General features: G+C 71.8%; 26 protein-coding genes and 1 pseudogene. 8 read left to right on the plus strand and 19 right to left on the minus strand.

The features are described 5' to 3' along the window. Positions 1-205: 205 nt before the first annotated feature. Genes AB0M29_RS37070 through AB0M29_RS37080 form a run of 3 tightly spaced genes read right to left on the minus strand, consistent with a single transcriptional unit; the run spans position 206 to position 3,017 of the window. Positions 206-1,396 carry a bifunctional RNase H/acid phosphatase gene (locus tag AB0M29_RS37070; RefSeq protein ID WP_365391084.1) on the minus strand — a complete coding sequence of 397 codons (1,191 nt, stop codon included), beginning with the start codon at positions 1,394-1,396 and terminating at the stop codon, positions 206-208. Beyond that, positions 1,396-2,139, minus strand: coding sequence for a C4-type zinc ribbon domain-containing protein (locus AB0M29_RS37075; RefSeq protein WP_365391166.1), 744 nt, complete (start codon positions 2,137-2,139; stop codon positions 1,396-1,398). Before AB0M29_RS37075 ends, AB0M29_RS37070 begins: the two co-directional genes overlap by 1 nt. A 35-nt stretch (positions 2,140-2,174) precedes the next feature. Continuing rightward, positions 2,175-3,017 carry a Nif3-like dinuclear metal center hexameric protein gene (locus AB0M29_RS37080; RefSeq protein WP_365391086.1) on the minus strand — a complete coding sequence of 281 codons (843 nt, stop codon included), beginning with the start codon at positions 3,015-3,017 and terminating at the stop codon, positions 2,175-2,177. 223 nt (positions 3,018-3,240) lie between these two features. Between AB0M29_RS37080 and AB0M29_RS37085 the strand changes: the two genes are divergently transcribed. The 3 genes from AB0M29_RS37085 to AB0M29_RS37095 all read left to right on the plus strand — a co-directional run bounded on the left by AB0M29_RS37085 (position 3,241) and on the right by AB0M29_RS37095 (position 6,877). Beyond that, the gene (locus tag AB0M29_RS37085) at positions 3,241-4,497 is read left to right on the plus strand and encodes a hypothetical protein (protein ID WP_365391088.1); all 1,257 of its coding nucleotides are present in this window, start codon (positions 3,241-3,243) and stop codon (positions 4,495-4,497) included. A gap of 182 nt (positions 4,498-4,679) precedes the next feature. Further along, positions 4,680-4,805, plus strand: coding sequence for a hypothetical protein (locus tag AB0M29_RS37090; protein WP_365391090.1), 126 nt, complete (start codon positions 4,680-4,682; stop codon positions 4,803-4,805). A 251-nt stretch (positions 4,806-5,056) separates the two neighbouring features. After that, positions 5,057-6,877 carry a hypothetical protein gene (locus tag AB0M29_RS37095; RefSeq protein ID WP_365391092.1) on the plus strand — a complete coding sequence of 607 codons (1,821 nt, stop codon included), beginning with the start codon at positions 5,057-5,059 and terminating at the stop codon, positions 6,875-6,877. A gap of 39 nt (positions 6,878-6,916) precedes the next feature. Here the strand turns inward: AB0M29_RS37095 and AB0M29_RS37100 are convergent, their stop codons facing one another. The 3 genes from AB0M29_RS37100 to AB0M29_RS37110 all read right to left on the minus strand — a co-directional run bounded on the left by AB0M29_RS37100 (position 6,917) and on the right by AB0M29_RS37110 (position 10,002). Next, complete coding sequence (locus AB0M29_RS37100; RefSeq protein WP_365391094.1) at positions 6,917-7,867, minus strand: 3-oxoacyl-ACP reductase; 951 nt, start codon at positions 7,865-7,867, stop codon at positions 6,917-6,919. A gap of 86 nt (positions 7,868-7,953) precedes the next feature. Next, a complete protein-coding gene (locus AB0M29_RS37105; protein WP_365391096.1) occupies positions 7,954-9,030 on the minus strand; it encodes an alcohol dehydrogenase catalytic domain-containing protein in 1,077 nt (358 codons plus the stop codon). Positions 9,031-9,105: 75 nt separating this feature from the next. Then, positions 9,106-10,002, minus strand: a complete 897-nt coding sequence (locus AB0M29_RS37110) for a MaoC/PaaZ C-terminal domain-containing protein (RefSeq protein ID WP_365391098.1) — start codon at positions 10,000-10,002, stop codon at positions 9,106-9,108. Positions 10,003-10,449: 447 nt separating this feature from the next. Between AB0M29_RS37110 and AB0M29_RS37115 the strand changes: the two genes are divergently transcribed. Next, the gene (locus AB0M29_RS37115) at positions 10,450-11,655 is read left to right on the plus strand and encodes a sensor histidine kinase (RefSeq protein WP_365391099.1); all 1,206 of its coding nucleotides are present in this window, start codon (positions 10,450-10,452) and stop codon (positions 11,653-11,655) included. 59 nt (positions 11,656-11,714) lie between these two features. Here the strand turns inward: AB0M29_RS37115 and AB0M29_RS37120 are convergent, their stop codons facing one another. The 9 genes from AB0M29_RS37120 to AB0M29_RS37160 form a co-directional block, all read right to left on the minus strand. After that, complete coding sequence (locus AB0M29_RS37120) at positions 11,715-11,987, minus strand: GlsB/YeaQ/YmgE family stress response membrane protein (RefSeq protein ID WP_365391100.1); 273 nt, start codon at positions 11,985-11,987, stop codon at positions 11,715-11,717. 59 nt (positions 11,988-12,046) lie between these two features. Further along, on the minus strand, positions 12,047-12,367 hold the full coding sequence (locus AB0M29_RS37125) for a YkvA family protein (protein WP_365391101.1): 321 nt from the start codon (positions 12,365-12,367) through the stop codon (positions 12,047-12,049). A gap of 228 nt (positions 12,368-12,595) precedes the next feature. Then, the gene (locus AB0M29_RS37130; RefSeq protein WP_365391103.1) at positions 12,596-13,426 is read right to left on the minus strand and encodes a hypothetical protein; all 831 of its coding nucleotides are present in this window, start codon (positions 13,424-13,426) and stop codon (positions 12,596-12,598) included. Positions 13,427-13,666: 240 nt separating this feature from the next. Next, entirely contained in the window at positions 13,667-14,362 is a 696-nt protein-coding gene (locus tag AB0M29_RS37135) for a hypothetical protein (protein ID WP_365391104.1), read from the minus strand. After that, a complete protein-coding gene (locus AB0M29_RS37140; RefSeq protein ID WP_365391106.1) occupies positions 14,362-15,231 on the minus strand; it encodes an ABC transporter ATP-binding protein in 870 nt (289 codons plus the stop codon). The genes AB0M29_RS37135 and AB0M29_RS37140 overlap by 1 nt, the downstream gene beginning before the upstream one ends. 5 nt (positions 15,232-15,236) lie before the next feature. Beyond that, a complete protein-coding gene (locus AB0M29_RS37145) occupies positions 15,237-15,599 on the minus strand; it encodes a GntR family transcriptional regulator (RefSeq protein ID WP_365391107.1) in 363 nt (120 codons plus the stop codon). Between the two features lie 158 nt (positions 15,600-15,757). Next, positions 15,758-15,976, minus strand: a complete 219-nt coding sequence (locus tag AB0M29_RS37150; protein ID WP_365391109.1) for a DUF397 domain-containing protein — start codon at positions 15,974-15,976, stop codon at positions 15,758-15,760. A gap of 22 nt (positions 15,977-15,998) precedes the next feature. Then, positions 15,999-16,217 carry a DUF397 domain-containing protein gene (locus AB0M29_RS37155; protein ID WP_365391111.1) on the minus strand — a complete coding sequence of 73 codons (219 nt, stop codon included), beginning with the start codon at positions 16,215-16,217 and terminating at the stop codon, positions 15,999-16,001. Positions 16,218-16,222: 5 nt separating this feature from the next. Further along, complete coding sequence (locus AB0M29_RS37160; RefSeq protein ID WP_365391113.1) at positions 16,223-17,116, minus strand: helix-turn-helix transcriptional regulator; 894 nt, start codon at positions 17,114-17,116, stop codon at positions 16,223-16,225. 277 nt (positions 17,117-17,393) lie between these two features. Here AB0M29_RS37160 and AB0M29_RS37165 point away from each other — a divergent pair. Continuing rightward, positions 17,394-17,669: pseudogene (locus AB0M29_RS37165) on the plus strand (ATP-binding protein); the annotation flags it as partial. Positions 17,670-17,786: 117 nt separating this feature from the next. On the opposite strand, the gene AB0M29_RS37170 reads toward AB0M29_RS37165, so the two are convergent. Further along, a complete protein-coding gene (locus tag AB0M29_RS37170) occupies positions 17,787-19,052 on the minus strand; it encodes an MFS transporter (protein WP_365391115.1) in 1,266 nt (421 codons plus the stop codon). A gap of 145 nt (positions 19,053-19,197) precedes the next feature. Between AB0M29_RS37170 and AB0M29_RS37175 the strand changes: the two genes are divergently transcribed. Further along, entirely contained in the window at positions 19,198-20,142 is a 945-nt protein-coding gene (locus tag AB0M29_RS37175) for a LysR family transcriptional regulator (protein WP_365391117.1), read from the plus strand. On the opposite strand, the gene AB0M29_RS37180 is transcribed toward AB0M29_RS37175, so the two are convergent. Beyond that, positions 20,139-20,678: a hypothetical protein gene (locus tag AB0M29_RS37180; RefSeq protein ID WP_365391119.1), complete on the minus strand. Its 540-nt coding sequence runs from the start codon at positions 20,676-20,678 to the stop codon at positions 20,139-20,141. The genes AB0M29_RS37175 and AB0M29_RS37180 overlap by 4 nt on opposite strands. A 174-nt stretch (positions 20,679-20,852) precedes the next feature. On the opposite strand from AB0M29_RS37180, the gene AB0M29_RS37185 reads away from it, so the two are divergent. Continuing rightward, positions 20,853-21,488 (plus strand): response regulator transcription factor, encoded by a 636-nt coding sequence (locus AB0M29_RS37185; RefSeq protein ID WP_365391121.1) that lies wholly within the window; start codon positions 20,853-20,855, stop codon positions 21,486-21,488. A gap of 167 nt (positions 21,489-21,655) precedes the next feature. Here AB0M29_RS37185 and AB0M29_RS37190 read toward each other — a convergent pair whose 3' ends face one another. Both AB0M29_RS37190 and AB0M29_RS37195 read right to left on the minus strand, forming a co-directional pair. Next, positions 21,656-23,095: an MFS transporter gene (locus AB0M29_RS37190; protein ID WP_365391123.1), complete on the minus strand. Its 1,440-nt coding sequence runs from the start codon at positions 23,093-23,095 to the stop codon at positions 21,656-21,658. Positions 23,096-23,184: 89 nt separating this feature from the next. Then, complete coding sequence (locus AB0M29_RS37195) at positions 23,185-24,384, minus strand: beta-ketoacyl synthase N-terminal-like domain-containing protein (protein ID WP_365391125.1); 1,200 nt, start codon at positions 24,382-24,384, stop codon at positions 23,185-23,187. A gap of 74 nt (positions 24,385-24,458) precedes the next feature. Here AB0M29_RS37195 and AB0M29_RS37200 point away from each other — a divergent pair, with 74 nt between their 5' ends. After that, positions 24,459-25,094 carry a class I SAM-dependent methyltransferase gene (locus AB0M29_RS37200; protein ID WP_365391127.1) on the plus strand — a complete coding sequence of 212 codons (636 nt, stop codon included), beginning with the start codon at positions 24,459-24,461 and terminating at the stop codon, positions 25,092-25,094. Positions 25,095-25,111: the final 17 nt, after the last annotated feature.

Genomic DNA, 25,111 nt, shown 5'->3' on the forward strand with positions numbered 1-25,111 from the left:
AACCGCGAACTCGGCGACGTCACCACCCTCACCGACTCCACCGTCATGGACCTCATCCAAAGCAAACTGCCCTCCGCACCCACCGAGGACTGACCCCAGCCAACCCGCCGGGCGGACCCACGGGGGCCCGCCCGGCGGGTTGACCAGAAACGAGTCACACGGAGCGGCAGCCCCACCACCAACGTCAGCCGTCAGCCGTCAGCCGTCAGCGCAAATGCCCGGTGTCGTTGAACACCCGCAAGGACGCGTTCCCGTCCGCGTAATAGGCGATGGCGGTCAGCGACGCCGCGGACAGCCCCATGCGGAAGAGCGACTCGGAAGGAGCGCCGAGCGCGAGCTGGACCAGCGTCTTGACGGGCGTGACGTGGGTGACCACCAGCACCGTACGCCCCGGGTAACGCGCCAGCAGGTCGTCACGCGCGCGCCCGACCCGCCCCGCCACCGCCTCGAAGCTCTCGCCGCCTGGCGGCGCGACTTCCGGAGAGGCGAGCCACGCGTCCAGCTCGGCGGGATACCGCTCCCGCACCTCGCCGAAGGTCAGCCCCTCCCACGCCCCGAAGTCCGTCTCGCGCAGCCCTTCGTCGACCCGCACCTCAAGGCCGAGCCGATCGGCGACGGCGCCCGCGGTCTGCCGACAGCGGGCCAGTGGTGAGCTGACGACGTCCTGCACGGTGCCGCGCGCGGCCAGCGCGGCCGCGACCCGCTGCGCCTGGAGGAGCCCCGTCTCGGACAGTTCGGGATCGGACCCACCGCTCCCGGAGAAGCGCTTCTGCGGCGTAAGGGCGGTCTCACCGTGCCGCAACAGCACCAGCGTGGTGGGCGCCCCCATGTCCGCGCTCCACCCGGCGCCACCCGAACCCGGGGCGGGCACAGAATCCGGAGCGGACGCGGAAGCCGGAACGGACACGGAAGCCGTCGGCTCCCACACCCTCCCGGCCAGCCCCGCGTCCATCGCCTCATTGGCCAGCCGGTCCGCGTGCTTGTTCTTCTCGCGCGGAATCCACTCGTAACTGACCCGCCCCGCGGGGAAGATCGTCCGCGCCTCGGCCGCCAGCGGCCGCATGTCGGGGTGCTTGATCTTCCAGCGCCCCGACATCTGCTCGACGACGAGCTTGGAGTCCATCCGGACCCGCACCTCGGCCCCGGGATCGAGCGCGTGGGCGGCGCGCAGCCCGGCGATCAGCCCGCGGTACTCGGCGACGTTGTTGGTGACGCGGCCGAGGTACTCGGCGGTCTCGGCGAGCGTCTCACCGGTGACCGGATCGAGCACGCAGGCACCGTAACCGGCGGGCCCGGGATTGCCCCGGGACCCACCGTCGGCCTCGACGACAAGGGACCGCGGCCCGTCGGAGGCCGAAGCCGACGCCGAACCCGAAGCCGACGCCGAGCCCGCCACTACAGCCCGGACTCGGCCGTACGCACCAGGATGCGCAAGCAGTTCTCGCAGCGCACGACCGTGTCGGCCGACGCCGCGCGGACGGCGTTCAGCTCAGTGATGTTCAGCTCCAGGCGGCAGCCCTCGCACCGCTTCTGGTAGAGCCGGGCGGCGCCGACGCCGCCCTGCTGCGCGCGCAGCTTGTCGTAGAGCTTCATGAGGTCGGCGGGGATCACGCCGGCGATGATCTCCCGCTCCTTGGCCGCGGTGAAGCCCTCCGCGTCGATGCCTTCGAGCGCGGCGGACTTGCGCGCCTCGGCCTCGGTGACCTTGGTCTGGACGGACTCGACCCGGCCGGTCAGCTCGGTGGCCCGCTGCTGGGCGTTCTCACGGCGCTCCATGACCTCGAGGACGACGTCCTCCAGGTCGCTCTGCCGCTTGGCCAGCGAGGTGATCTCGCGCTGGAGGTTCTCCAGGTCCTTGGGCGAGGTGACCACACCGGCGTCGAGGCGCTGCTGGTCGCGGGTGGCGCGCTGGCGGACCTGGTCGACGTCCTGCTCGGCCTTGGTCTGCTCGCGGGCGGTGTCGCTCTCCTCGGTCTGCGCGGCCACCAGCAGGTCGCGCAGCTGCGTGAGGTCGGCGCCCAGGCGCTCCAGCTCCGCGTGCTCCGGCAGGTTCCTGCTCTTGTGGTCGAGCTGCGCGATACGCGAGTCGAGTGCCTGGACTTCGAGGAGACGGATCTGGTCTGCGGGCTCGGCGTTCAGCGGGGGCTCCTGTGCTGCTGGAAGGGACGGGAGGACTAGGGGACAAGGGTGACAGCGTGCGCTGTCCACGGGTCGGTGACCGCGTACGAGACATGGGTGCGCAGCGCCCAGCCGTGCCGGTCGGAGATCTCGTCGAGCTGGCCCGCCGCCTGCTCGCACCAGGGCCACTCGGTGGCCCAGTGGGCGGCGTCCACGAGCGCGGGGCCGCCGGTCTGCTGCGCCTCGGAGGCCGGGTGGTGCCGCAGGTCGGCGGTGAGGTAGACGTCGACCCCGGCGGCGCGGACCTCGTCGAAGAGGCTGTCGCCGGAGCCGCCGCAGACCGCGACGGTACGGACCACGAGGTCCGGGTCGCCGGCGACCCGCAGCCCGGTGGCGGTACGGGGCAGCCCGCGGGCCGCCCGGTCGGCGAACTCGCCCAGGGTCAGTGGTACGTCCAGCTCGCCGATCCGGCCGAGGCCGCGGCGTCCCGCGGGGTCGGTCGGGTCGGGGACGAGGGGGCCGGTGATCCGCAGGCCCACCGCGCCCGCCAGCGCGTCGGAGACGCCGGGGTCGGCGCGGTCGGCGTTGGTGTGGGCCACGTGCAGCGCGATGCCGTTCCTGATCAGGTCGTGCACGACGCGGCCCTTGAAACCGGCGGGGCCCGTCGGTGCCACCGTCGTCGTACCGCGCAGGTAGAGCGGGTGGTGGGTGACCAGCAGGTCGGCGCCGATCCGTACCGCTTCGTCGACGACCTCGCGGACCGGGTCGACGGCGAACAGCACCCGGCTGACCTGGGCGTCCGGCTCACCGCAGACCAGGCCCACCGCGTCCCACCCCTCGGCCCGCTCCGGGGGCCAGAGAGCGTCGAGTGCGGCGAGGACATCGGACAGTGTGGGCACGCATGAAGGTTACCTGGCCGGTGGCGGCGGGCGGGATGCGGCGGGAGGGCGGTGGCCGGGACCGGACGGCCGCGGGCGGCGGCCCGGCGGGTGTGGAGCACAACTGCCCCACGGGCGGAGCCAAACGGGAAAACCGGCACCCTTACGTGTGAAACGTATCGAGCTTCGTTGATCGTCCGGAAGTACGAAAACTACGGTCCTGTGCCGGAGGTGGACATCCCACATGACCGTCAGCGCCATGGACATCCCCCCGGCCGCTCGCGTACTGCGCAGGTCGGGCTTCACGATCGCCGCCGACGGGTCGTACGCGGCCTGCCTGGCCGAGGCCGCGCCGGAGGAGACCTCAGCGGCGCAGGCCGCACCGGAAGGAGCCGGGGAGGCCGTCCCGGACAAGGGCGGGGTAGGAGCCCGGCCGTCGGGCCGCTGGTTCCCCGAGCGCTGGGCCCTCGACGGTCCCGAGCCGTACGCGGTGCCGCTGCCCGGCACCCAGCCGGAGGAGCCGGGCACCCAGGTGGTGCCGCTGTCCGACGGCCGGGTGCTGATCAGGCGCCGCGTCGCCGACCGCCACGACCTGGCGCTCCTCTACCCCACCGGGCCCGGCACCGGCGAGCTGCCGCTCGGCTCGCTCACCGGCTCCGAGGTGACCCTGCTGCCGCCCTCCCCCGCGCCCGGCACCGGCTTCGCGCTGGTGTACGTCAAGGACGGCGAGGCGGGCCCGGGCGCCGGCGGCACCTCCGCGGTGTGGCAGGTGCACGGTACGGGCGACGGGGCGCCGCGGCTGCTGATGACGGTGGCCGGGCGCTGCACGGGCGGGGTGTGGCTGGACCGTACGGGGCGGCTGCTGGCGCTCGACCGCGAGCTGGCGGGCCGTACCAAGGCGGTCGCCGTCGACCTGCGGGCCGGGGAGACCAGCCCGCTGCTGCAGCTCACCGAGGACAGCGACGACCGGCTGCTGCTGGCCGAGCCGGACAGCGGTCTGCTGCTGCTGCGCAGTGACGCCACGGGTGAGGCCCGGCTCGGCTGGGGCGTGCTGGGCAGCAGGCGGCCGGTACGGTTCCCCGACGCGCTGCGGGTGGCGGGCGCGCTGCTGACGCCGGTCGCGGCGCAGCCCGGTCAGATCCTGATGCCGGAGGCGTCGGTGGTCGCGCTGCGGGCGGAGGTGCCCGGCGGGGCGGAGTCGCTGGCGCTGTGGCGGCCGGGCGAGCGGCGGTTGCACTGGCGGGCGTCGCCCGCGGGCTGGCTGGGCGCGACCGGGATGTGGCTGCCGGGTGAGAACCTGCGCCTTCCGTGTGCGGCGCCGCAGTGGGCCTGCGGGCTCGCGGAGTACGCCGCGCCGGAGGCGGCGCCCGCGGACGCCGGGCGGATCGCGTTACCGGATCGGGCGGCGGCGCCGCTCGCCCGCGGGGGCGCGCGGGGCCGTCGGCGCTGGTCGGTACTGCCCCTGCAACAGGCTCCTCTTGGTGCTGTAACAGTCGTGTGACGACACGCGCCCCCATGATCCGCGGCGTTGGCCCGCCGCTAGTATCGACCGCAGTCGCGCGCCGGGGGGGCGCCTACCGTGACCGACGCCAATCGGCGTACCCAGCTCACGGATTCACTCTTCTCGCGCGCAACCGGCCCTGGCCGGTACGTCATTCCACGGGGATCACGGGGAGCACACAGATGTCTGACGCACGTTCGATCGACCACTCCGCCGAGGGGCCGGAGGGCCGCCACCGCGGGCCCGCGTCCTCCGACGACGCGGAGTCGGCACCGCGCGGCAAGCACCGGCGGCCGTCCGAGGACTGACCGCCACCGGGCGGCGGGGGCCCGTTCTCAGGCGGCGGTGGGGGCCGCTTCGCCCGAGGGCCGGGCCCCGCATACGTAGCGACCGTGGTCCCGCTACGTAGCTCCACGGATGCGGGCGGGGACGGAGCGCACCCAGACTCGGGTGCGTCGGCGATCGGCTGACCGGTCCGCGCGGCCGACGTCCGGCGCCGTGCGGCAGCACCCCTCCCTCCGCACTGGAGAGTGCCTTGCGACCACGATCGGCCTCCCGCGTGTCCTGGCGTACCAGCCGTACGAGATACGCGATCGCGCTCGCCGCCGCGGCGGCGCTGACCGGGGTGCTGGCAGCCCCGACACCCAGTGGTGCCGTCACGCCCGACGACGTGGTGGGCAGCCACTGGATCGGCTTCGGCTACAACCAGAACCCCCAACCGCCCAACGGCACCACCTGGTCCGGCGACGACTGGACCCTGATGACCAAGCGCGCCGGCTACCTCCAGCCCGGTGTGGTCCGGGTGATGTTCGATCTGCCGTGGTTCTGGACGGGCAGCGACACCTCGGACCACTACGACTTCACCAGCGACGCGTTCCAGAGCGCCGAGAAGGTGGTCAAGTACTACGTCGCCCAGGGCATTCCGGTGGTCAGCGGGCTCTTCGGCATCGGCGACCTGACGTACACGCTGCCGCACACCGCCACCGTCCAGGCGACGCTCGCCAAGCGCCTGCAGGACGACGGCGCCACCCCGACGTACTGGGTGGGCCTCAACGAGCCGAACGTGGCGACGGACACGAAGTCGTACTCCTACGCGGACTGGCTGACGGCGACGGGCAACCTGGCCGGCGCGTTCGCCACCGCGGGCGTCGACACCGCGAAGACCACGATCTCCGGCGCGGACACCGCCGAGGCCGGGATCTCCGGTTACGCGGGCGACCTGGGCCACGAGAGCGCGCCGACGTGCGGTGGCGGCGGATGCAACGCCGCGCTGGTGTGGAAGCTGGCGGCGCTCAACTCCTTCACCACGCAGGTGTACTCGGGCAGCGGCACCGACACGGCGGTCACCTTCCAGACCTCGCCCGACGGCGTCAACTGGAACAAGATCGGCGTGCCCGCGCCGGTGCCGGTCCAGATGGTCACCGGGGCGAACGGCGACGACTCGTACCGCTACACGTACACGGCCTCCGGGCTCACGAACGCCAAGTACCTGCGGCTGTCGGTGGCTTCGTCGAATCTTGAGCACACGGTCGGCTCGATGAGCGTCTCCAACAGCTCCACCACGCTCCTCGACCCGCTCGACGACCTGTCGAAGACGCAGAGCTCCCTGGACACCGGCGCCTGGAACGACAACAACAACTGGTGGCTGCGCTCCGCCCAGAGCGGTCTGCTGGGTGCCAGCGAGGCGCACTACTACGACCAGGAGCTGTACGGCGCGGCGCCGGAGTACGTGGAGCCGGTGCTGACCGAGGCCGTGTCGCAGCTCCGCGCCGCCCTGCCCGGCCGTCCGATCCTGCTCGGCGAGACGGGCATGAAGGCGCTCCAGGACGCGCACGGGAACAAGAACTACGACTTCGCGCTGGACACCACGCAGCCGCTGCGGATGGCCGACCTCGCCGTCCAAGAGGCGCGCGCCGGGATCGACGGCGCCGCGGCCTGGTGCCTGGACGGCTACGCCACGCAGACCTACTGCGGGATGTGGGGACGCGGCAGCGAGGATCCCTCCAAGGTGTCGGCGCACTCCACCGCGCTGCGGCCGTGGTTCTACACCTGGAGCCTGCTGAGCCGCTACCTGCCGCCGCGCGCGACGATCCACGCCCCCGCCGAACCCACCGGCGTCCGGGTGCTGGCCGCCCAACTGCCCGGAGGCGGCTGGACCTTCGTCCTGGTCAACCGCACCGACAGTACGCAGACGGTGTCGCTGACCGAGCCGACGGGACCGGTGGTCCTCAACAAGTACCTGTACAGCAGGGACACGCCCCCGGCCGTCGACGGCAACGGGTTCCCGAAGAAGGTCGGCACCCTGTCGGCGGACTTCACGGGCGGCCGCAACCTGACGATCGCCGCGAACTCCGTACAGGTGTTCACCACGGCCACCTGAGCGCCGCCTCCCCCCAGCCCGGAGCGACCCCCGGACGCGCTACTCGTGTGCCAGCCGCAGCACTTCGGCCGCCGCGAAGCCCGTCCGGGGGTCGCGGTCGGCGAAGTAGGGGGTGAGGAGGGCGTCGAGTTCGGGGTAGCCGAAGGCGTCCTTGGCGGTGTCGAACTTGGCGGCCACCTTGGGGCGTTCGAGGAGGGCCGCCATGCCGCCGTGGACGACGAAGACCTGGCCGGTGACGCGTTCGGCCGCCGGTGAGGCGAGATAGCCGACCAGCGGGGAGACATGGCCGGGGTCGAGCGGGTCGAGCCCGTCGGCCGGGACGGCGAACCCCGCGAAGACGTCGTCCGTCATACGGGTCCTGGCCCGCGGGCAGATGGCGTTGACGGTCACCCCGTAGCGCCGCAGGGCCTCGGCCGTCGACGTGGTCAGGCCGACGATGCCGCCTTTGGCGGCGGCGTAGTTGGGCTGGCCCGCGGAACCGGCGAGGAACGCCTCGGAGGAGGTGTTGACGATCCGGCCGAAGACCGGCCCGCCCGCCGCCTTGGAACGCTCGCGCCAGTGGGCGGCGGCGAAGCGGGTGGTGTTGAAGTGGCCCTTGAGGTGGACCCGGATCACCGAGTCCCACTCGTCCTCCGACATCGAGAAGACCATCCGGTCGCGCAGGATCCCGGCGTTGTTGACCAGGATGTCGAGCCGCCCGTAGCGGGCGACGGCCGACTCGACCAGCTCACGGGCCTGTTCGTGGTCGGCGACGTCACCGTGGTGGGCCACCGCGTCCCCGCCGGAGGCGGTGATCTCGTCCACCACCTCCTGTGCGGGAGTCGCGGACGCCTCGCCCGTACCGTCGCGGCCCGGCTGCCCGAAGTCGTTGACGACGACGTGCGCGCCGAGCCCGGCCAGTTCCAGCGCCTCGGCCCGGCCCAGGCCGCGCCCCGCGCCGGTGACGATCGCGGTCAGCCCGGACAGCGGCTGACTCTGCAACTCCCGCATGGATGTCCCCTCGGATGGTTCGGTCGGTGGGCCTCGGACGGCTCAGGTGGCTCGGACGGCTCCGTGGCTCAGGTGGCTGAGGTGGCTCAGATCGTGATCGAGGTGCGCAGCGCCACCCCCGTCCGCATCTGGTCGATGGCCTCGTTGATCTCCTCCAGGCGCACCCGGTGGGTGATCAGGCCCTCCAGGTCGATCCGCCCGGCCCGCCACAGCTTGATCACGCGGTCGTACGAGCGCAGGACGTCGCCGCCGCCGTAGAGGGACGGCAGGATCCGCTTCTCGTCGAAGAACAGCTCGAACATGTTGATCTGCAGGTTGTCGTCCATGGCGCCCGCGCCGACGACGCACAGGGTGCCGCCGCGGCGGGTGGTCTCGTACGCGGTGCGCGCGGTGGCGGACTTGCCGACGACCTCGAAGACGTAGTCGAAGCCCTCGCCCGCGGTGAGCCGGTTCTTTGCGTCGGCCAGCGCGTCGGGGGCGAGGGCCTCGGTGGCACCGAAGCGGAGGGCGGCCTCGCGGCGGGACTCGACCGGGTCGACGGCGACGATCTCGGCGGCGCCCAGCGCGCGGGCGCCCTGGATCACGCTGATGCCGACGCCGCCGCAGCCGATCACCACCACCGACGAACCGGCCTCCACCCGGGCGGTGTTGATCGCGGCGCCGATGCCGGTGGTGACGCCGCAGCCGATGAGCGCGGCGATCTCGTACGGCACGTCGTCGGGGATCGGTACGGCGCAGAGCGAGTCGACGACGACTTCCTCGGCGAAGGTGCCGGTACCGGCGAAGCCGAACACATCGCCGCCGGGGCGGCGGTAGTTGGGGGTTCCGGCATTGAGGAACCCGGCGATGCAGAGCTGGGTCTGGCCGCGTTTGCAGGAGGGGCACTGGCCGCAGGCGGGCAGCCAGCAGACCAGTACCCGGTCGCCCGCCTTGACGTTGGTGACGCCCTCGCCGACCTCGACGACCTCGCCCGCGCCCTCGTGGCCGGGGACGAACGGCGCGGGCTGCGGCAGCACGCCGTTCATCGCGGACAGGTCGGAGTGGCACAGTCCGGTGGCCTTGACGCGGATGCGCACCTTGCCGGGACCGAAGCCCGCGGCCTCGATGTCGTCGACCACTTCGAGCTTGTCCTGGCCGGTCTCCTGCTGGATGGCTGCGCGCACGGTACGGCTCCCCTCGGGTGGTTCAGTGCGTGGTGGGTGCGGTGGTTGGTGCTGTGCTGTCGGTTGTCGTGAGCGTTACGGGGTCGGCGGGCCGGGCGGGTTGACCTCGACGACCGTGTCGGCGAGGACCGGGGCGTCGTCCCGCTCCACCGCAGTCACCGCGACCCTGATCGCGGTGCCGGTGCCTTCCGTGTCGTCGGCGCCCGTCCACATGCGGACGCGCAGCGTCTCGCCGGGGAAGACGACCCCGGCGAAGCGGGTGCTGTAGGCCCTGATCCGGCCGACGTCGCCGCCGAGCAGCGTGTCGGTGACGCTCTTGAGCGCGATGCCGTACGAGCAGAGCCCGTGCAGGATCGGCCGGTCGAAGCCCGCGCGGGCGGCGAACTCGGGGTCGGCGTGCAGCGGGTTCCAGTCCCCGGACAGCCGGTAGAGCAGCGCCTGGTCCTCACGGGTGGGTACGTCGACGGTCTTGTCCGGGGCGCCGGACGGGGGTGTGCTGCGCTGCGACGGCCCGCGGTCGCCGCCGAAGCCGCCTTCGCCGCGTACGAAGATCTGTGTGTCGGAGGACCACAACGGCCCGTCGTCGTCGGCGACTTCGCCGCGCAGCACGATGACGGCCGCCTTGCCCTTGTCGTACACGGCGGCGACCCGGCTGGTCTGTACGGCCCGGCCGCGTACCGGCAGCGGGCGGTGCGGTTCGAGGCGCTGGCCGCCGTGCAGCACCGCGGCGAGGTCGACCTCGATACCGGGCGCGGTCAGTCCGCCCGCGGCGGCGAGGCCGCCTCCGGCGACGGTGGCGAAGGTGGGCAGCACATGGAGGCGGCTCTCCAGGGTGTAGCGCAGTTCGTCGGCCCCGGTGGCGGGCCGGCCGGCGCCGATGCCGAGGTGGTAGAGGAGAACGTCCTTGTGGTCCCAGGCGAGTTCGGTGCTGCGCGGCGGGGCGGCGAGCGCCTTCGCGACATCGATGGGCATGGTCCTCCTGGCTCTCCTGCGCGGGGTGGACGGGCCGACGGTTGGCGGGACCCCGGCGCGACTGTCCGCACCGTCGGCCGCGCCGGGGTCGCTCTCGGGTCTCCGACACCGGATAGAACGTGTTCTAGAGATGGCCCATGTATAACGCAAAGCCCGGGAGCTGAGAAGAGCTGAGCTGACACATCGTCAGACTTTGGTCGTGTGACATTTGTACCGGCCGCTCGCGGACATTCCCCTCTGCCGCCGCCGCGGGCCCGCTCGTACCGTCGTGACCATGGAGAACACCCCCGCTCCCACCGCCTCCCCGGCCGCCCCGGCGCTCACCGGAGGGCCGCTGACCTCCGCCGGTTACGCTGTGCTCTCGCACCGCCGTGGCGCGCACACCGCGTGAACGCCATGACACACGCGGTGCCGCGCGACCTGACGGGGACGGGGACGGGGACCGGCATGGGAATGACCAAGGACGTCGACGAGGACTGCCGCGGAGCGTGGTGGCGGCGGGAGCCCAAGGACTTCGCCGAGGAGATCGAGCATCTCAAGGGCCCGGACGGGGGCGCGCTGGTCCCCTGGCTGCTGATGGCCGTCGGCCCCGGCACCGACATCATCAAGGGCCAGATCCACCCGGCGTGGGCCGCCGCGACCGGCCTTGCGGTCTTCTGCGTGCTGTACGTGTGCACGGTCCGCTCGGCGTTCAGTGACCGGTGGCGCAACGGGCCGGTGCCGTTCCGGCTGCTGGGCGCGCTCGCCGCCACCACCGTCGCGCTGGCGATCGGCTTCGGGGACAACTTCCTGCTGCTGTTCGTGCTGGTCTCGCTCTGCGTGGGCAGCGTCGCCACCAGCCGCCGCCATCTGGGCGTGATGCTGATGCCGCTGAGCGCCACGGCGGGCACGATCGCCGGGGTGCAGCACCAGGGCTTCTGGAGCACCGCGAGCCTGGCCTACGGCACCTTCCTGTCCGGCCTGGTCGTCTCGGTGATCATCACCCTCTTCCACGCGGTCACCCAGCTCAAGGCGACCCGGCAGGAACTGGCGCGCAGCGCCGTGGCCGAGGAGCGGATGCGGTTCTCACGCGACCTGCACGATCTGCTCGGGCACACCATGTCGGTGATCGTCGTGAAGTCCGAGGCCGCGCGCAGGCTCGCCCCGCGCAACCTCGACGCGGCGCTGGCGCAGGTCGCGGACATCGAGGCGGTCGGCCGCCAGGCCCTCACCGAGATCCGCGAGGCCGTCACCGGCTACCGCGAGGGCAGCCTGTCCACCGAGCTGGACCGGGCCCGTTCCGCCCTGGCCGCCTCCGACATCGAGGTCGTCGTCCAGGAGACCGGCCCCCCGCTCCCCCCGCAGACCGAGGCCCTCCTCGGCTGGGTCGTCCGCGAGGGCGTCACCAACGTCGTCCGCCACAGCGGCGCGTCCCTCGCCCGTATCGAACTCCGCACCGACGGCGACCACGCCCACCTCACCATCACCGACAACGGCTCCGGCCCCCCACCCGCCTCCCCTACCTCCCCTTCCCCCCACCGCCTCGGCACCGGCCTCCGCGGCCTCACCGAACGCCTCGCCGCCGCCGGCGGCTCCCTCTCCTCCGGCCCCGCCCAAGGCGGCGGCTTCCGCGTCACCGCCACCCTCCCTGTGGAGGAGGACGCGATCGCCTGAAGCCGCCGCCGAGCGGTCCTCCGACGTCGGGGGCAGGTGGGATTCGTGGCCGGGCCGGGTCAACGCCGGGCGCGTGAGTCACCGAACAGCAGCCGGTAGAAGATCAGCAGCACCAGTGAGCCGCCGATCGCCGCCAGCCAGGTCTTGCCGTCGAAGAAGTCGTGCGGTATCGGCTTGTCCAGCAGCTTGGCGGACAGCCATCCGCCGAGGAATGCGCCGACAATGCCGATCAGTGTCGTCACGATCAGGCCGCCGGGGTCGCGCCCCGGAAGGATGACCTTGGCGATGGCGCCGGCGAGGAGTCCCAGAACGATCCATCCGATGATGCCCATGTCCGCCTTGTGCCCCGGAGTTGAGGTAACACGCCCGTTCGAACCGAGATGGTCCGGCGTCACCCGCGCCGGCGAGGATCGAGTTCGCCGGAACCGGCCGCTGCCCCGGAACGGCCTAGCGCCGCGTGCACCGAGCGCAGTGCGAGCATCAGGAAGCCGAGATCGTCCAGGTAGATCGGATCGGGCAGCAGGTCCACCGGCCAGATCAGGTAGGCGATCGACCCCCAGAACATGGCCTTGGTGGACAGCGGCATCCCGGTGGACTTCAGCAGCCGCCGCGCCCGCACCAGCTTCAGCAGGACCCGCACCGCGATCACCGCACTGAGCAGCGCGAGCACCGCGACGCCGGCCACCAGCCAGTACAGCTCCGTACGGTCCACTGCGCACCTCGCTCCTCCCGCCGCCGCAGAACCTGTCCCTCCGGCGGCCCGCCTCGAACCCCTTTCCCGGCTTCTGCCCCCGGACGGCGGTTTCGCGCCGCCCCGATCCGGCCATCCGCAGCCCTGGGTGGAAGGAGACGGGGAAGCGCCGCCCGGGTGGTCGGGCCGGGCGGCGCTTTTTGTTTCATGGTGCAGGGGAGAAGGCTTTTTTGGGGGGTGCGGGGAATGTCAGTCGATGTCCCAGGTGGCGCTGACGGTGCCGTTTCCGCGGCCGTATAGGTGGATCCAGGGGAAGTATTGGATCTGGCCTACGGGGACGCGGATGGGTGAGTAGTTGAACTGGCCCTCGCGCCAGGTGCGGACGCCGCCGTGGCTTTTACCGAGGGTGGTGTAGAACTCGGGGCCCTTGGTGCCGGAAAGGTCCTGACCGCCCCAGCTCCAGCCGGCCACCGAGGCCCAGCCGTATACGTGGTGGTGGATGGTGGGAGCGGAGTCGAAGCTGTGGACGGTCTGCTGGAATCCCTCCCGGCAGAAACCCTCGTGGAGGGAATAGCGGTAGATCTTGCGCCGGGCGACATTGAACGCGTAGACGGTGTAGGTCGGGTTGTCGCCGTGGGTGCAGATGTAGCCGCCGCTGTCGGGCGACGAGTCGGTCACCGGAGCGCCGCTGTTGGCCGAGTCGAAGCTGCCGTTGACCTGCGGTTCGATCGTCACGACGGACTGGACGCCGTTGATCGGCGAGGTCGCGTCGTCGTCATCGTCGGTGACGCCGTCGTCGATGGAGGTGGCGGCGTAGACCGGGTAGCTCGTCCACGTGCCGTTCTGCAGCATCTGCTGCTGGTCCGCGTCGGAGACACCGAAGGTGGTCGCCACCTCCTCGAACTTCTGCGCTTCCGGAGTTGCCGCCGATGCCAGCGGTATGGGAGCACCGCTGGAAAGCAGATCGGAATAGTTGGCGGGTACGGCCGAAGCGCTGGATTCCTGAGCCTGCGCGGACGCCTGCGGCAGCAGTACGGCCGCTGTGGCGAGAGAACCTGCCGCGAGCAGCAGGCTGCTCATTCTGTATTTCCCCCTGGTCAAGGGAGTTTCTCCTGTCTCTCGCATAAAAGCGAGACCCCGTAACCCCGTTCTCGGAGTTGCCATGCGCAGAACCTACGGAGCGGGCAGTGGCACGGTCAAGCGGTCTTCACCAAACTTGAGGTACCTCAGAGGTTGCGCAATTACGCCAACTACGCGGCGCCGCATTTGATGTGAAAAAGAGTCAGGAGCGCGGGGGCAATATTGCCTCTTTGGGGATGATCAGGGAGTCGCACGGCGAAGCACCAGCCACGCCGCACCGCCGAGTGCCAGCGCGAGAGCCAGCGGAAAGGCGGTGAAGACCGTGAGTGAGGGCCAGTCGTCGAAGAACCGCCCGATCGCGGGCCACCAGTTCTGGCTGGACGCCAGCGAACCGATCCCGGCCAGCAGTGCGGTGGTGCCGAAGACCGAGAGGTAGATCCCGGTCTGCCGCCACCGCTGGAACACCGTACCGACGAGCACGCAGAGCGCCGACGCGCCGATGATCAGACCGCTGTAGGAGAGCCACTGCGTGAACGGGTCGTCCGTGCGCAGCGCGCCGAGCCCGAAGATACGGGCTTCCCGGCCCCAGCCGCCGGTCGCCCGCTCGATGGCGGCGCACACCACCAGCCCCAGCCCGAGGAGCAGCGCCTGCGCCGTGACGACCAGCGCCGTCGCCGCGGCGAACCGGCGGCGCGTCACACCGAGCCCGAGCGCGAACGGGAAGACCTGGGTCATGGACTGCAAGTGCCCGCTCGCGACGACGCCCCACACCATCGGCAGCAGGAAGATCGCGTGCGGGGATCCGCCCGTTTCGCCGTTGGAGACGTCGATGCCCCAGCCCAGCAGGGGCATCGCGACCAGCAGGCCCAGCGGATAGGCGACCAGGGCGGGCCAGTTGACCAACTGGATCCGCGCGATGTCGAGCAGGCGTGTCATCAGGATTCCTTCCCGGCGGCGACCGGCACGTCGTGGCGTTGGGTGGTACGGACGACCAGTTGCTGCAACGAGACCGGCTCGAAGTCCAGCCCGGGTTCGTACCGGTCCCGGGCGCCGACGAGGGTGACGCGCAGCGAGCCGCCGATCCGCTCGCGGTGCAACTCCTCGTAGCCTGCGGCGAATCGCTCGACGGCGTCGGCCGGCCCGCTCACCGCGACGGCCTCGCCCCGCAGCGTCTCCGCGTCGGCGTCGATGAGCACCCGGCCCCGGTCGAGCAGGACGACATGCTCGATCAAGTCGCTGACCTCGTCGATCAGGTGGGTGGAGAGCACGATGGTGCGCGGGTGTTCGGCGAAGTCGGCCAGCAACCGGTCGTAGAACAACTGGCGCGCCACGGCGTCCAGGCCCAGGTACGGCTCGTCGAAAAGGGTCAGCGGAGCGCGCGCGGTCAGCCCGATGATCACCCCGACCGCCGAGAGCTGGCCCCGGGAGAGCTTGCCGATCAGCCGGTCGGCCGGTACGGCGAAGTCCGCGAGCAGCGCCGCGGCATACGCGCTGTCCCAGTTCTCGTAGAGCAGTTCGCCCGCCCGGAGCGCGTGCCGGACCCGGAACTTCTCCGGGTACTGCTGGCTCTCCTTGATGAAGCAGACCCGCGAGAGCACCTCGGCGTTCTCGTACGGGTGCTGCCCGAAGACCTCCACCGTGCCGCCGGTCTCGAAGTCCTGGCCGGTGAGGATACGCATCAGCGTGGTCTTGCCCGCGCCGTTGCGGCCCAGCAGGCCGTGGATGGTGTTCTCGGCGAGCTCCACGCTCACCCCGGCGAGCGCGGCGAGGGAACCGTACTGCTTGGTCACCCCGGATGTGCGCACCACGTTCATTGTTCGGGCTCCCAGAGGTCGATCAGCTTCTTGATCTCCTCGGCTTCCATGCCGAGCTTGCCCGCCTCCGCCATCAGCGGGGCGAGGAACTGCCGCGTGAAGTCCCCGCGCCGCCGCTCCAGCAGCTGGGCGCGGGCATCCGTGGCGACGAACATGCCGATGCCCCGCTTCTTGTAGAGGATCCCGTCGGCGACGAGCTGGTTGATGCCCTTCGCCGCCGTCGCCGGGTTGATCCGGTGGAAGGCCGCGAGCTCGTTCGTCGAGGGCGCCTGGGTGTCCGCGGCCAGGCTTCCGTCGACGATCGAGTTCTCGATCTTCTCGGCGATCTGGAGGAACAGCGGCCGCCCGTCGTCCTTCACGCCGACCACCGCGTCTCGCGGTTCGTCGGTTCATTACTCATGTAGCTAACCATGGAGGCTAGCCGGTACCCCCGTCAAGCGATCCGTTGTTTCCGGGTACGCCAACGGCCCCGCGGCCGAAGCCGCGGGGCCGCTGGGGGCGCCGAATCGGCCTTGCGTCAGGCCGCGGGGAACTCGCCGCTGCGCGCGGCGGCGGCGAAGGCGGACCACGCCTCCGGTGTGAAGACCAGGGCCGGGCCCTGGGGGTCCTTCGAGTCGCGGACGGCCATCGAGCCGGTGCCCAGGCGGGCGGCCTCAACGCAATTGCCGCCCTGGTCGTTGCTGTGGCTCGACTTGAACCATTCGGCGCCGCTGAGAGCGTCGGGCTTGAACATCATCAATGCTCCTTCACCGGCCCGTTCAACAGGCGGGGAATTCGCCCCCGCGAACCGCCGTCGCGAAGGCGGCCCACGCCTCGGCCGGGAAGACCAGGGCCGGGCCCTCGGGGTCCTTGGAGTCGCGCACGGCCATCGAGCCGGTGCCCAGGCGGGCGGCCTCAACGCAGGCGCCGCCGGAAGCGTTGCTGTAGCTGGACTTGAACCAGTCGGCGCCGCCGAGAGCTTCAGCTATGAAGGTCATCGCTATCAATGCTCCTTAATTGCTTCCTTGATCATGCTCAGGGACTCCTGCGGTCCCGGCGCGAGGGCTTGGAGGTCGGTGAACGCGTCTCGGTAGCGTTCGACCTCACTATCGCCCCGCTTGACCCATGCGTCCGACAGGTTTTCCAGGTAGACCATCGGCTTGAGGGCAAGCCGCTCCGGAAAGTGGAAAAGGAAGAACGACCCTTCCATGCCCGCGTGCGCGCCGACGCGGAACGGCACGACCTGTACGCGGACGTTGGGCCGGGACTCCACCACATCCACGATGTGGGCGAGTTGATCGCGCATGACCGGCGGCTGACCCACCGCCCTACGCAGCACCGCTTCGTTGATGATGGCGGTGAACTTCAGCGGTGTGTCAGGGCGGCTGAGCACCGCTGCCCGCGTTGTGCGAACGGTGGCCGTACGGTCCAGGTCCTGGGCTGACAGCGCCTCGCGTGCCCGCTGATGGATCTGGTGGATCGCGCGCACGTACGCCTCGGTCTGGAGTAGGCCCGGGACGAACTCGGACTCGTAGGTCTGGAGCGAGGTCGCGGTGGCCTCCAGGTCGAGGAAGGCCCTCAAACCCGGGTTGACCACCGGGCGGTACTCGCGGGAGAGCCACCAGTCCCGCTTGATACGGGTGACGACGGCGTATCCGTGCAGTCGTTCGCGCGCCTCGGCGTCAGCTTGGTAGATGTCGCACAGCGCCAGTACGTCATCCGGCTCCACGGAGGAGTTCTCGCCGGTTTCGAGCCGCGTGAGCTTCGACGGGCTCCACCGGAGCTTCTTGACCACCTGGGCGCCCTTGAGGCCGGAGGCCAGGCGCAGTTGGCGCAGTTCGCTCCCTAACTGGAGACGGCAGAGCGCGGGGGTCGCCGCCTCTACGTCCGTGATCATCTGCTTCTCCTCCGCGCTGTGTTCCAGTGTGTCGGTGAAGGTTCCAGGCGTGCAAGGAACCTTCTGCGCCGCAGCGGGAGGTGCCGACAAACGTCGTGAACTCGCCTATTGGGCGTGGAAATTCACGTCTGATTTTGACGAACAGAATTCCGCCGAGCGGTACCACCGTAGCTCCCCCGCTGCCACGCTGGCAGGCAGACGCTCACACAGCGCTGCGAACTCCTCACCCTCGGCGAGGACTTCGCCCTACCCCCACGCTCGCTTCGGAGGCAGCGCCATGCACGACGCACCACCCCGCTCGGCCGTACAGCTCTGGGCGGCGACGCCCAAGGAGATTCACCGGGCCCGGCATGTGCTGACGGAGACCGTCGCCGAGTGGGGACTCGGCCAGGAACTGCAAGAGGCGGCGGCGCTCGTGCTGGCGGAGTTGCTGACCAACGCGATGCAGCACGCGAGGGTGGCGGGGCGGTCGATCGGGACGCGGCTCGTACCGCGGGCGGGCGGGGTCAGGATCGAGGTGCATGACAGCCGGGGTGAGGGGCGGCCGCGGGTGCGGGAGGCGGGGGCGGACGAGGAGCGGGGGCGGGGGCTGGCGTTGGTGGACGCGCTGAGCGGGGGCCGGTGGGGGGTCGCCGACAGGGAGGGGCCGGGGAAGGTGGTGTGGGCGGAACTACGCCCGGGTCGGGGCGGGTTCGGGGCCGGGGTCTGCGTCGAGGAGGGGGGCGGGGGTGGGAGCGCGGCGCGGGAGGAGGAGCGGGGACGCGAGGAGCAGTACGCCCGCGGCGGCGATCGCGATGCGGGGGCTGGTGAGGGCGCCGAGCAGACCCCAGAGGGCGGTCAGGGCCGCGATGCTGGCGCTGGTGCTGACCGACCACGCGGTCAGGGTGCGCGCGACGCGGTCGGGGGCGGTGTGTTCGAGCCGGTAGGTGGCCAGCATCGGGTTGAACAGGCCGATGAAGGTCACCAGTCCGAGCTGGAGCACGATGATGAGGACCATCCCGGGGACACCGGGCCGGACGAACGCCAGGCCGAGCGGCCAGCACGCCCGCAGTATCCCGGCGGTACGCATCACCTTGTGCCGTCCGAACCGCGCCGCGAGGGGGCGCGCGAGGCGTGAGCCGACGAGACCGCCGACGCACGGGGCCGCGAACACCAGACCGTACTGCCAGGGCGCGAATCCGAGGTGGCCCAGCAGGAGTACGGCGAGCAGCGGCTCGGAGGCCATGATCAGGCCGTTGACCATGAGCACGTTGAAGAACAGCGGGCGCAGGGTGGGGTGGGTGAGGATGTGGCGCCAGCCGTCGAGCAGATCGCCTGCCCGCAGCCGCTGCGCGCCGCTCCGGACGGGCGGCGACTCCGTCCCGCCGATGGCGCGGATACCCAGGGCCGACAGCAGGTAGCTGACCGCGTCGGCCACCACGGTCGTCACCGGGCCGAAGATCCCGACCGCGGCGCCGCCGAGCGGGGGGCCGAGCACCGTCGACGTCCACATCGTCGACTCGAACCGGGCGTTCGCGACGAGCAGGTCCTCCGGCGGGACGAGTGATTTCAGAAACGCGCCGCTGGCCGCGTTGAAGGCGATGTTGGCCGCGGCGACGACGACGGAGACGAGGAGGAGCTGGGCGAAGCTGAGCAGGCCGAGCGCGAACGCGGCCGGGACGCTCAGCAGCGCCGCGCACCGCGTCAGGTCCATCGCCACCATGACCGGCCGCTTGTGGCGGAACTCCACCCAGGGACCGAGCGGCACCGCCAGCACGGCCCCCACCGCCCGCCCGGCGGCGGCCAGCGCCGCCACCTGCGTCGGCCCGGAGTGCAGTACGAGGATCGCGATCAGCGGGAACGCGCCGAACCCGAGCCCGGTGCCGTACGAGCTGACCGCGTACGCCGCCCACAGCCACCCGAACCGCCGCCCCAGCGCCCGCCGCCTACCCGGCATGCCCACCGCACCTCTCGCCGACCCGCACCCGCACCTACACCGCACCCGCTGACCACCGGCATCCAAGCGCGCGGTGCGCGGCGGGAGCAAACAACCGGTTGACCTCGGAGCCACAACCGTTCGTTGTGCACGTACGATCACCGGCGTGGATCTCGATGCCGTGCGTACGTTCGTGGCCGCCGCGGACGCAGGGCGGTTCCAGGACGCGGCGGCGGAGTTGTCGATCACCCAGCAGGCGGTCTCCAAACGCATCGCCGCGTTGGAGAGGAGCCTCGGTGTGCGGCTGTTCACCCGCACCGCGCGGGGAGCGAAGCCCACCGTCGACGGACAGGCGTTCCTGCCCCACGCCCGCGATCTGCTGCGGGCCGAGGAGCGGGCGGTCGCTTCCGTACGTCCGGGGCGCCGCGCACTGCGCGTCGACGTGATCGGCCGGCGGCTCGCTCCTGCCGCCGTGCTGGGCGACTTCCATCGCGCGTATCCCGAGGTCGAACTCGATGTCGTGACCCTCTTCGACGCCGACGCGGCCGTCGACGCCCTCCGGTCCGGCGCGATCGACGCGTCCTTCCGCGCCGTCACCATGCCCGGCAGGCGGCTCCCCGACGGCATCGGGGCCGTCCGGGCCTTCGACGAGCCGATCCAGTTCCTCACCGGACCCGTCCACGAACTGGCCACCGCCCGCGCGGTCACACCGGCCCAGCTCGCCGGGCACCGGATCTGGATGCCGGGCATCGTGCCCGGAACCGAGTGGGCCGCGTACTACGACGACCTCGCCGCCGCGTTCGGGCTCGTCATCGAGGTCACCGGCCCCGACTTCGGCACCCAGCCCCTGCTCGACACCCTCGCCGAATCCCCGTCACTGGCGACCTTCGTCGGCGAGCAGACGCACCTCGTCTGGCCCGCCGAGCACGACCTGCGCCGGATCGCCGTCCACGACCCGACCCCCGTCTACCCGCACTCACTCCTCTGGCACCGCGACAACCCGCACCCGGCACTCGCCGCCCTCCTCGCCCACTTCAGCGCCGGACGTTCCGACCGCTCGGGCCGCTCCGGCCGCTCCGCCGGGGAGACCTGGACACCGGCCTGGGCCTAGGCGGCCAGGGCGCCCGCCCGGCGGCGGCGGGCGTAGGCGACGGTGAGGGCGGCGACGAGCGGCCCCCAGAGCAGCAGGGGCGCGTAGCAGAGGTCCATGATCATGCCCGCCGCGCCCTGCGGGAAGTCGGGGTTGTCCAGCGGCCCGCCGGGCACCAGTGTGACCGCGGCGCACAGCGCCGTCACCGCCACGGCGCCCAGGGCCGCGGGTATGACCGCCGCCGGTGGCGGGATGCGGCGGCCGCCCAGCCGCGGGACCCAGCGCGGGATCCGCTCGCCCCACGGCCGTACCAGTCCGAGCGTGAGGCAGGCCGCCGCCTGCGAGGCCACCGACAGGATCAGCACGTAGACCATGATGTCGGTCCCCTTGTACATCGAGCCCAGTCGGCCGGTGAAGCCGACGTCCACCCCGAAGCCGAGGGAGAGCCGCCACACGCACGAGGGGACGGTGCACAGCACGGTCGCCCAGGCGGCGAGGACCGCCCAGCGCGGGGCGGTGGTCATCCGGCTTTCGGGCGACGGGAACTGACGGGACATCAAGGACTCCGGTGAGGCGAGGCGAACCGACCGCTCGACGATGTCACCGCGCGGCACACGGCGTCGTCATCCGCCGGGCCGGTGGTCGCTCCCCCTCGCGACTGACCGGGAGTACGTCCACAGGTTGATCTCCGTGGGGCCTGGGGCGGAGGGCCGAGTGTCTAGGGTGGACCCATGACAGAGTCCGCCGGTGAGCAGTCCGCGTCGATCAGAGTCCTTCTCGCGGAGGACCAGGGGATGATGCGGGGCGCGTTGGCGCTGCTGCTGGATCTGGAGGACGACATCGAGGTCGTCGCGCAGGTCGGGGCCGGGGACCGGATCGTGGAGGAGGCGCTGGCGGCGCGGCCTGACATCGCGTTGCTGGACATCGAGCTGCCGGGGCGCAGCGGGCTGGACGCGGCCGCGGAGCTGCGGGAGAAGCTGCCGTCGTGCCGGGTGCTGATTCTCACGACCTTCGGGCGGCCGGGGTATCTGCGGCGGGCGATGGAGGCGGGGGCCGGGGGGTTCCTGGTCAAGGACGGGCCGGTGGAGGATCTGGCGGACGCGATTCGGCGCGTGCTGCGGGGGGAGCGGGTGATTGATCCCGCTCTGGCCGCGGCGGCGCTGAGTGCGGGGCCGAGTCCGCTCACGCCGCGCGAGCAGGACGTGTTGAACGCGGCGTCCGACGGCGCGACCGTCGCCGATATCGCGGGGCGGGTCTTTCTGTCGGAGTCGACGGTGCGGAATTATTTGTCGGCGGCGATTGGGAAGACGGGGACCCGTAATCGGATGGAGGCCGTCAGGACGGCCAGGCAGAACGGGTGGCTTTAGGGCCCCCCGGGCCCCCGGGTGAGGCGGCCACCGGGGTGCGGCGGCCTCCGGGGTGCCGCGCTGGGGGCGGTGGCCGAGTGCCGGTCTCGTACCAACTGGGCGCGCAGTTCCCCGCGCCCCTTCGGGGCACGTCCGCCTCCGCCCGACGCGCGCAGTTCCCCGCGCCCCTAGCGGGGCACTGGCTTGGGGAGGAGGGCGGTGAGGGCGGTGCCGATGAGGAGGCAGGTGGCGCCCAGGAGGAAGGCGAGGGAGTAGCCGGAGGCGAGGGCGTGGGGGGCGGGGGTGCCGGCGGCGGTGCGGGTGGAGATGCGGTCGGCGGCGGCGGTGGCGAGGATGGTGAGGCCGAGGGCGCCGCCGAGCTGGCGGGAGGTGTTGAGGAGGCCGGAGACGAGGCCCTGTTCACCGATGCCCACGCCGGAGGTGGCCGCGGCGGCGATCGGGGTGAGCATCAGGCCCGCGCCGAACATGGTGCAGACGCCGGGGCCGAGGATCGAGGTCAGGAAGTGGCCGTCGACGGAAAGGCGGCTCTGCCAGGCGAGGCCCGCGGCGGACAGCAGGCCGCCCACGGCGCCGACGATCCGGCCGTCGATCCGGCTCATCAGCCGGGGCGCCAGCTTGGAGCCGACGATGATGGCGATGGTGTGCGGCAGGAAGGACAGTCCGGCCCGCACCGGGCTGTAGTGCAGCACGTTCTGCATATAGAGGGACAGGAAGTACCAGGTGGCGAAGGTCGCGGCGCCGCACGCCAGCAGGACGGTGTTGGCCGCGGACACCGACCGGATCCGGAACAGCCGTAGCGGCATCAGCGGTTGGGCGGTCCTGGCCTCGACGGCGACGAAGACCGCGAGCAGCAGCAGTCCGCCGAGCACCGGCAGCCCCGAGGCGGCGGACGTCCAGGAGTGCGACTCGCTCTGCGCGATGCCGTAGGCGAGGGACGCGACGCCGCTGGTGACGAGGACGGCGCCGGGAATGTCGAGGCGCTGGACGGCGCCGCTGCGGCTCTCGCGCAGCCACAGGGTGGCGCCGACGATGACGAGGACGCCGATCGGCACGTTGACCAGCAGCACCCAGCGCCAGGACAGATAGTCGGTGAGCAGGCCGCCGACCAGGCCGCCCGCCGCGCCGCCGCCCGCGCCGACGGCGGTCCAGGTGCCGATCGCGCGGGTGCGTTCCGGGCCCTCCGGGAAGGACGTGGTGAGGATCGCCAGGGTGGTGGGGGCGAGGACCGCCGCGCCGAGGCCCTGGAGGGTGCGGGCGCCGATGAGCATGCCCCCGGACTGGGCGAGGCCGCCCGCCAGGCTCGCCACGGTGAAGAGGGCGAGGCCGGTGAGGAAGGTGCGCTTGCGCCCGAAGAGGTCGGCGGCCCGGCCGCCGAGCAGCAGGAATCCGGCGAAGGTCAGGGCGTAGGCGTTGACCACCCACTGCTGTCCGGTCTCGCCGAGGCCGAGGGCGGTCCGCATGGACGGCAGCGCCACATTGACCACGGAGACGTCGAGGACCACCAGGAACTGCCCGGCGCAGACGGCCATCAGCACCGCCCACGCGGGTGGCGTCGAGCGCGGGGAGCTGCCGTCTATTCGCTCGCGTTGTCCCAGGAGATCGCTCATGGGGTCCATGCTGCCGTGCGGACTGTCACGGAAGCATCGGGATTTCGACCTACGCCTCCGGTGCCGCCCGACCCCCGACCCGCGGCCCGCTACCGCCGCAGCATCGTGACGACCGCCGCGCCGCCCAGGCCGATGTTGTGGGCCAGGCCGACCCGCGCGTCCGGCACCTGGCGCGGGCCCGCCTCGCCGCGCAGCTGCCTGACCAGCTCGGTGACCTGGGCCAGCCCGGTGGCGCCCAGCGGATGGCCCTTGGAGATCAGCCCGCCGGACGGGTTGACGACCCACCGGCCGCCGTACGTGGTGGCGCCGTCGGCGACGAGCTTGCCGGACTCGCCGGGCGCGCACATGCCCAGCGCCTCGTAGGTGAGCAGTTCGTTGACGGAGAAGCAGTCGTGCAGCTCGATGACGTCCACGTCGCCGATCCCGAGCCCGGACCTCTCGTAGACCTGGCGGGCGGCGTCGCGGGACATCGGCTGCCCGACGACGTCGATGCACGATCCCGAGGCGAAGGACTCGCCGGTGTCGGTGGTCATGGCCTGCCCGGCGATCTCCACCGCCCGGTCGGCGAGGCCGTGCGCGGCGACGAAGCGGGCCGAGGCCACGACGGCGGCCGCGGCGCCGTCGGAGGTCGGTGAGCACTGGAGTTTGGTGAGCGGGGCGTGCACGGTGCGGGAGGCGAGGACGGCGTCGAGGTCGTAGACGTCCCGGAACTGCGCGTCGGGGTTGTCGGCGGAGTGCCGGTGGTTCTTCTCGGCGACGGCGGCGAGCTGCTGCGGGGTGGTGCCGTACCGCTCCATGTGCTCGCGGGCGGCGTTGCCGAAGAGCTGGGCGGTGGGTGGGGTCGCCTCGAAGCCGTGCCGGGCGGCCATCACGCCGTAGTGCCGGGCGACGGGCGAGGTCGCGAAGTCCCCGCCGCCCGCGCCGCCGCCCAGCGCGCCGCGCTTCATCTGCTCGAAGCCGAGCGCGAGGACGCAGTCGGCGATGCCGCCCTGGACGAGCTGGCGGGCGAGCATGAGGGCGGTGGCGCCGGTGGCGCAGTTGTTGTTGACGTTGTAGACGGGCACGCCGGTCAGGCCGAGTTCGTAGACGGCCCGCTGGCCCGCCGTCGAGGTCTGGAAGCAGTAGCCCACCGGCACCTGCTCGACCAGGTCGTACGGGATCGCGGCGTCGTCGAGCGCCGCCGTCCCCGCCTCCCTGGCCATGTCCCAGTACGCCCACTCGCGCGTCTCTGGCTTCTCGAACCTGGTCATGCCCACACCGACGACATACGCCTGAAGACCTGTGTCCATGGCCGCGCATACTAGAACGTGTTCCATTAAGGGGGAAGAGTCATGAGGTCAGCGGCAGGCCCTAGGGTGTGCGCATGACTGATGTGGTCGCGGCGTTCGAGGCCGCCAAGGGGTTCATGCCGCTCGACGAGGGGCTCGCCCTGCACGACGCCGCCAAGGAGGCCGCACTGCTGGGGCTGCCGCTGCTGGAGGTCGGGACGTACTGCGGGCGCTCCACGATCCTGCTGGCCGACGCCGCGAGGAACGCGGGCACGGTGGCCGTCACCGTCGACCACCACCGCGGCAGCGAGGAGCAGCAGCCGGGCTGGGAGTACCACGACACCTCGCTGGTCGACCCCGAGGTCGGTCTGATGGACACCCTGCCGACCTTCCGCAGGACGCTGCACGCGGCGGGCCTGGAGGAGTACGTCATCGCCGTCGTCGGCCGGTCGCCGCAGGTGGCGAAGGTGTGGCGGCAGCCGCTCGGGCTGGTCTTCATCGACGGCGGGCACACCGACGCGCACGCGTCCGGCGACTACGAGGGCTGGGCGCCGCTGGTCGCCGAGGGCGGTCTGCTGCTGATCCACGACGTCTTCCCGGACCCCGAGGACGGCGGGCAGGCGCCGTACCGGGTGTACCGGCGGGCGCTGGATTCCGGGGTCTTCGAGGAGGTCTCCGCGACCCGGTCACTGCGCGTACTGCGGCGCGTACCGGGCGTGTTCACGGCGTAGCGAAGGCGCCCGCGACC

It is taken from the genome of Streptomyces sp. NPDC051976, assembly GCF_040680795.1.
Taxonomy (GTDB): domain Bacteria; phylum Actinomycetota; class Actinomycetes; order Streptomycetales; family Streptomycetaceae; genus Actinacidiphila.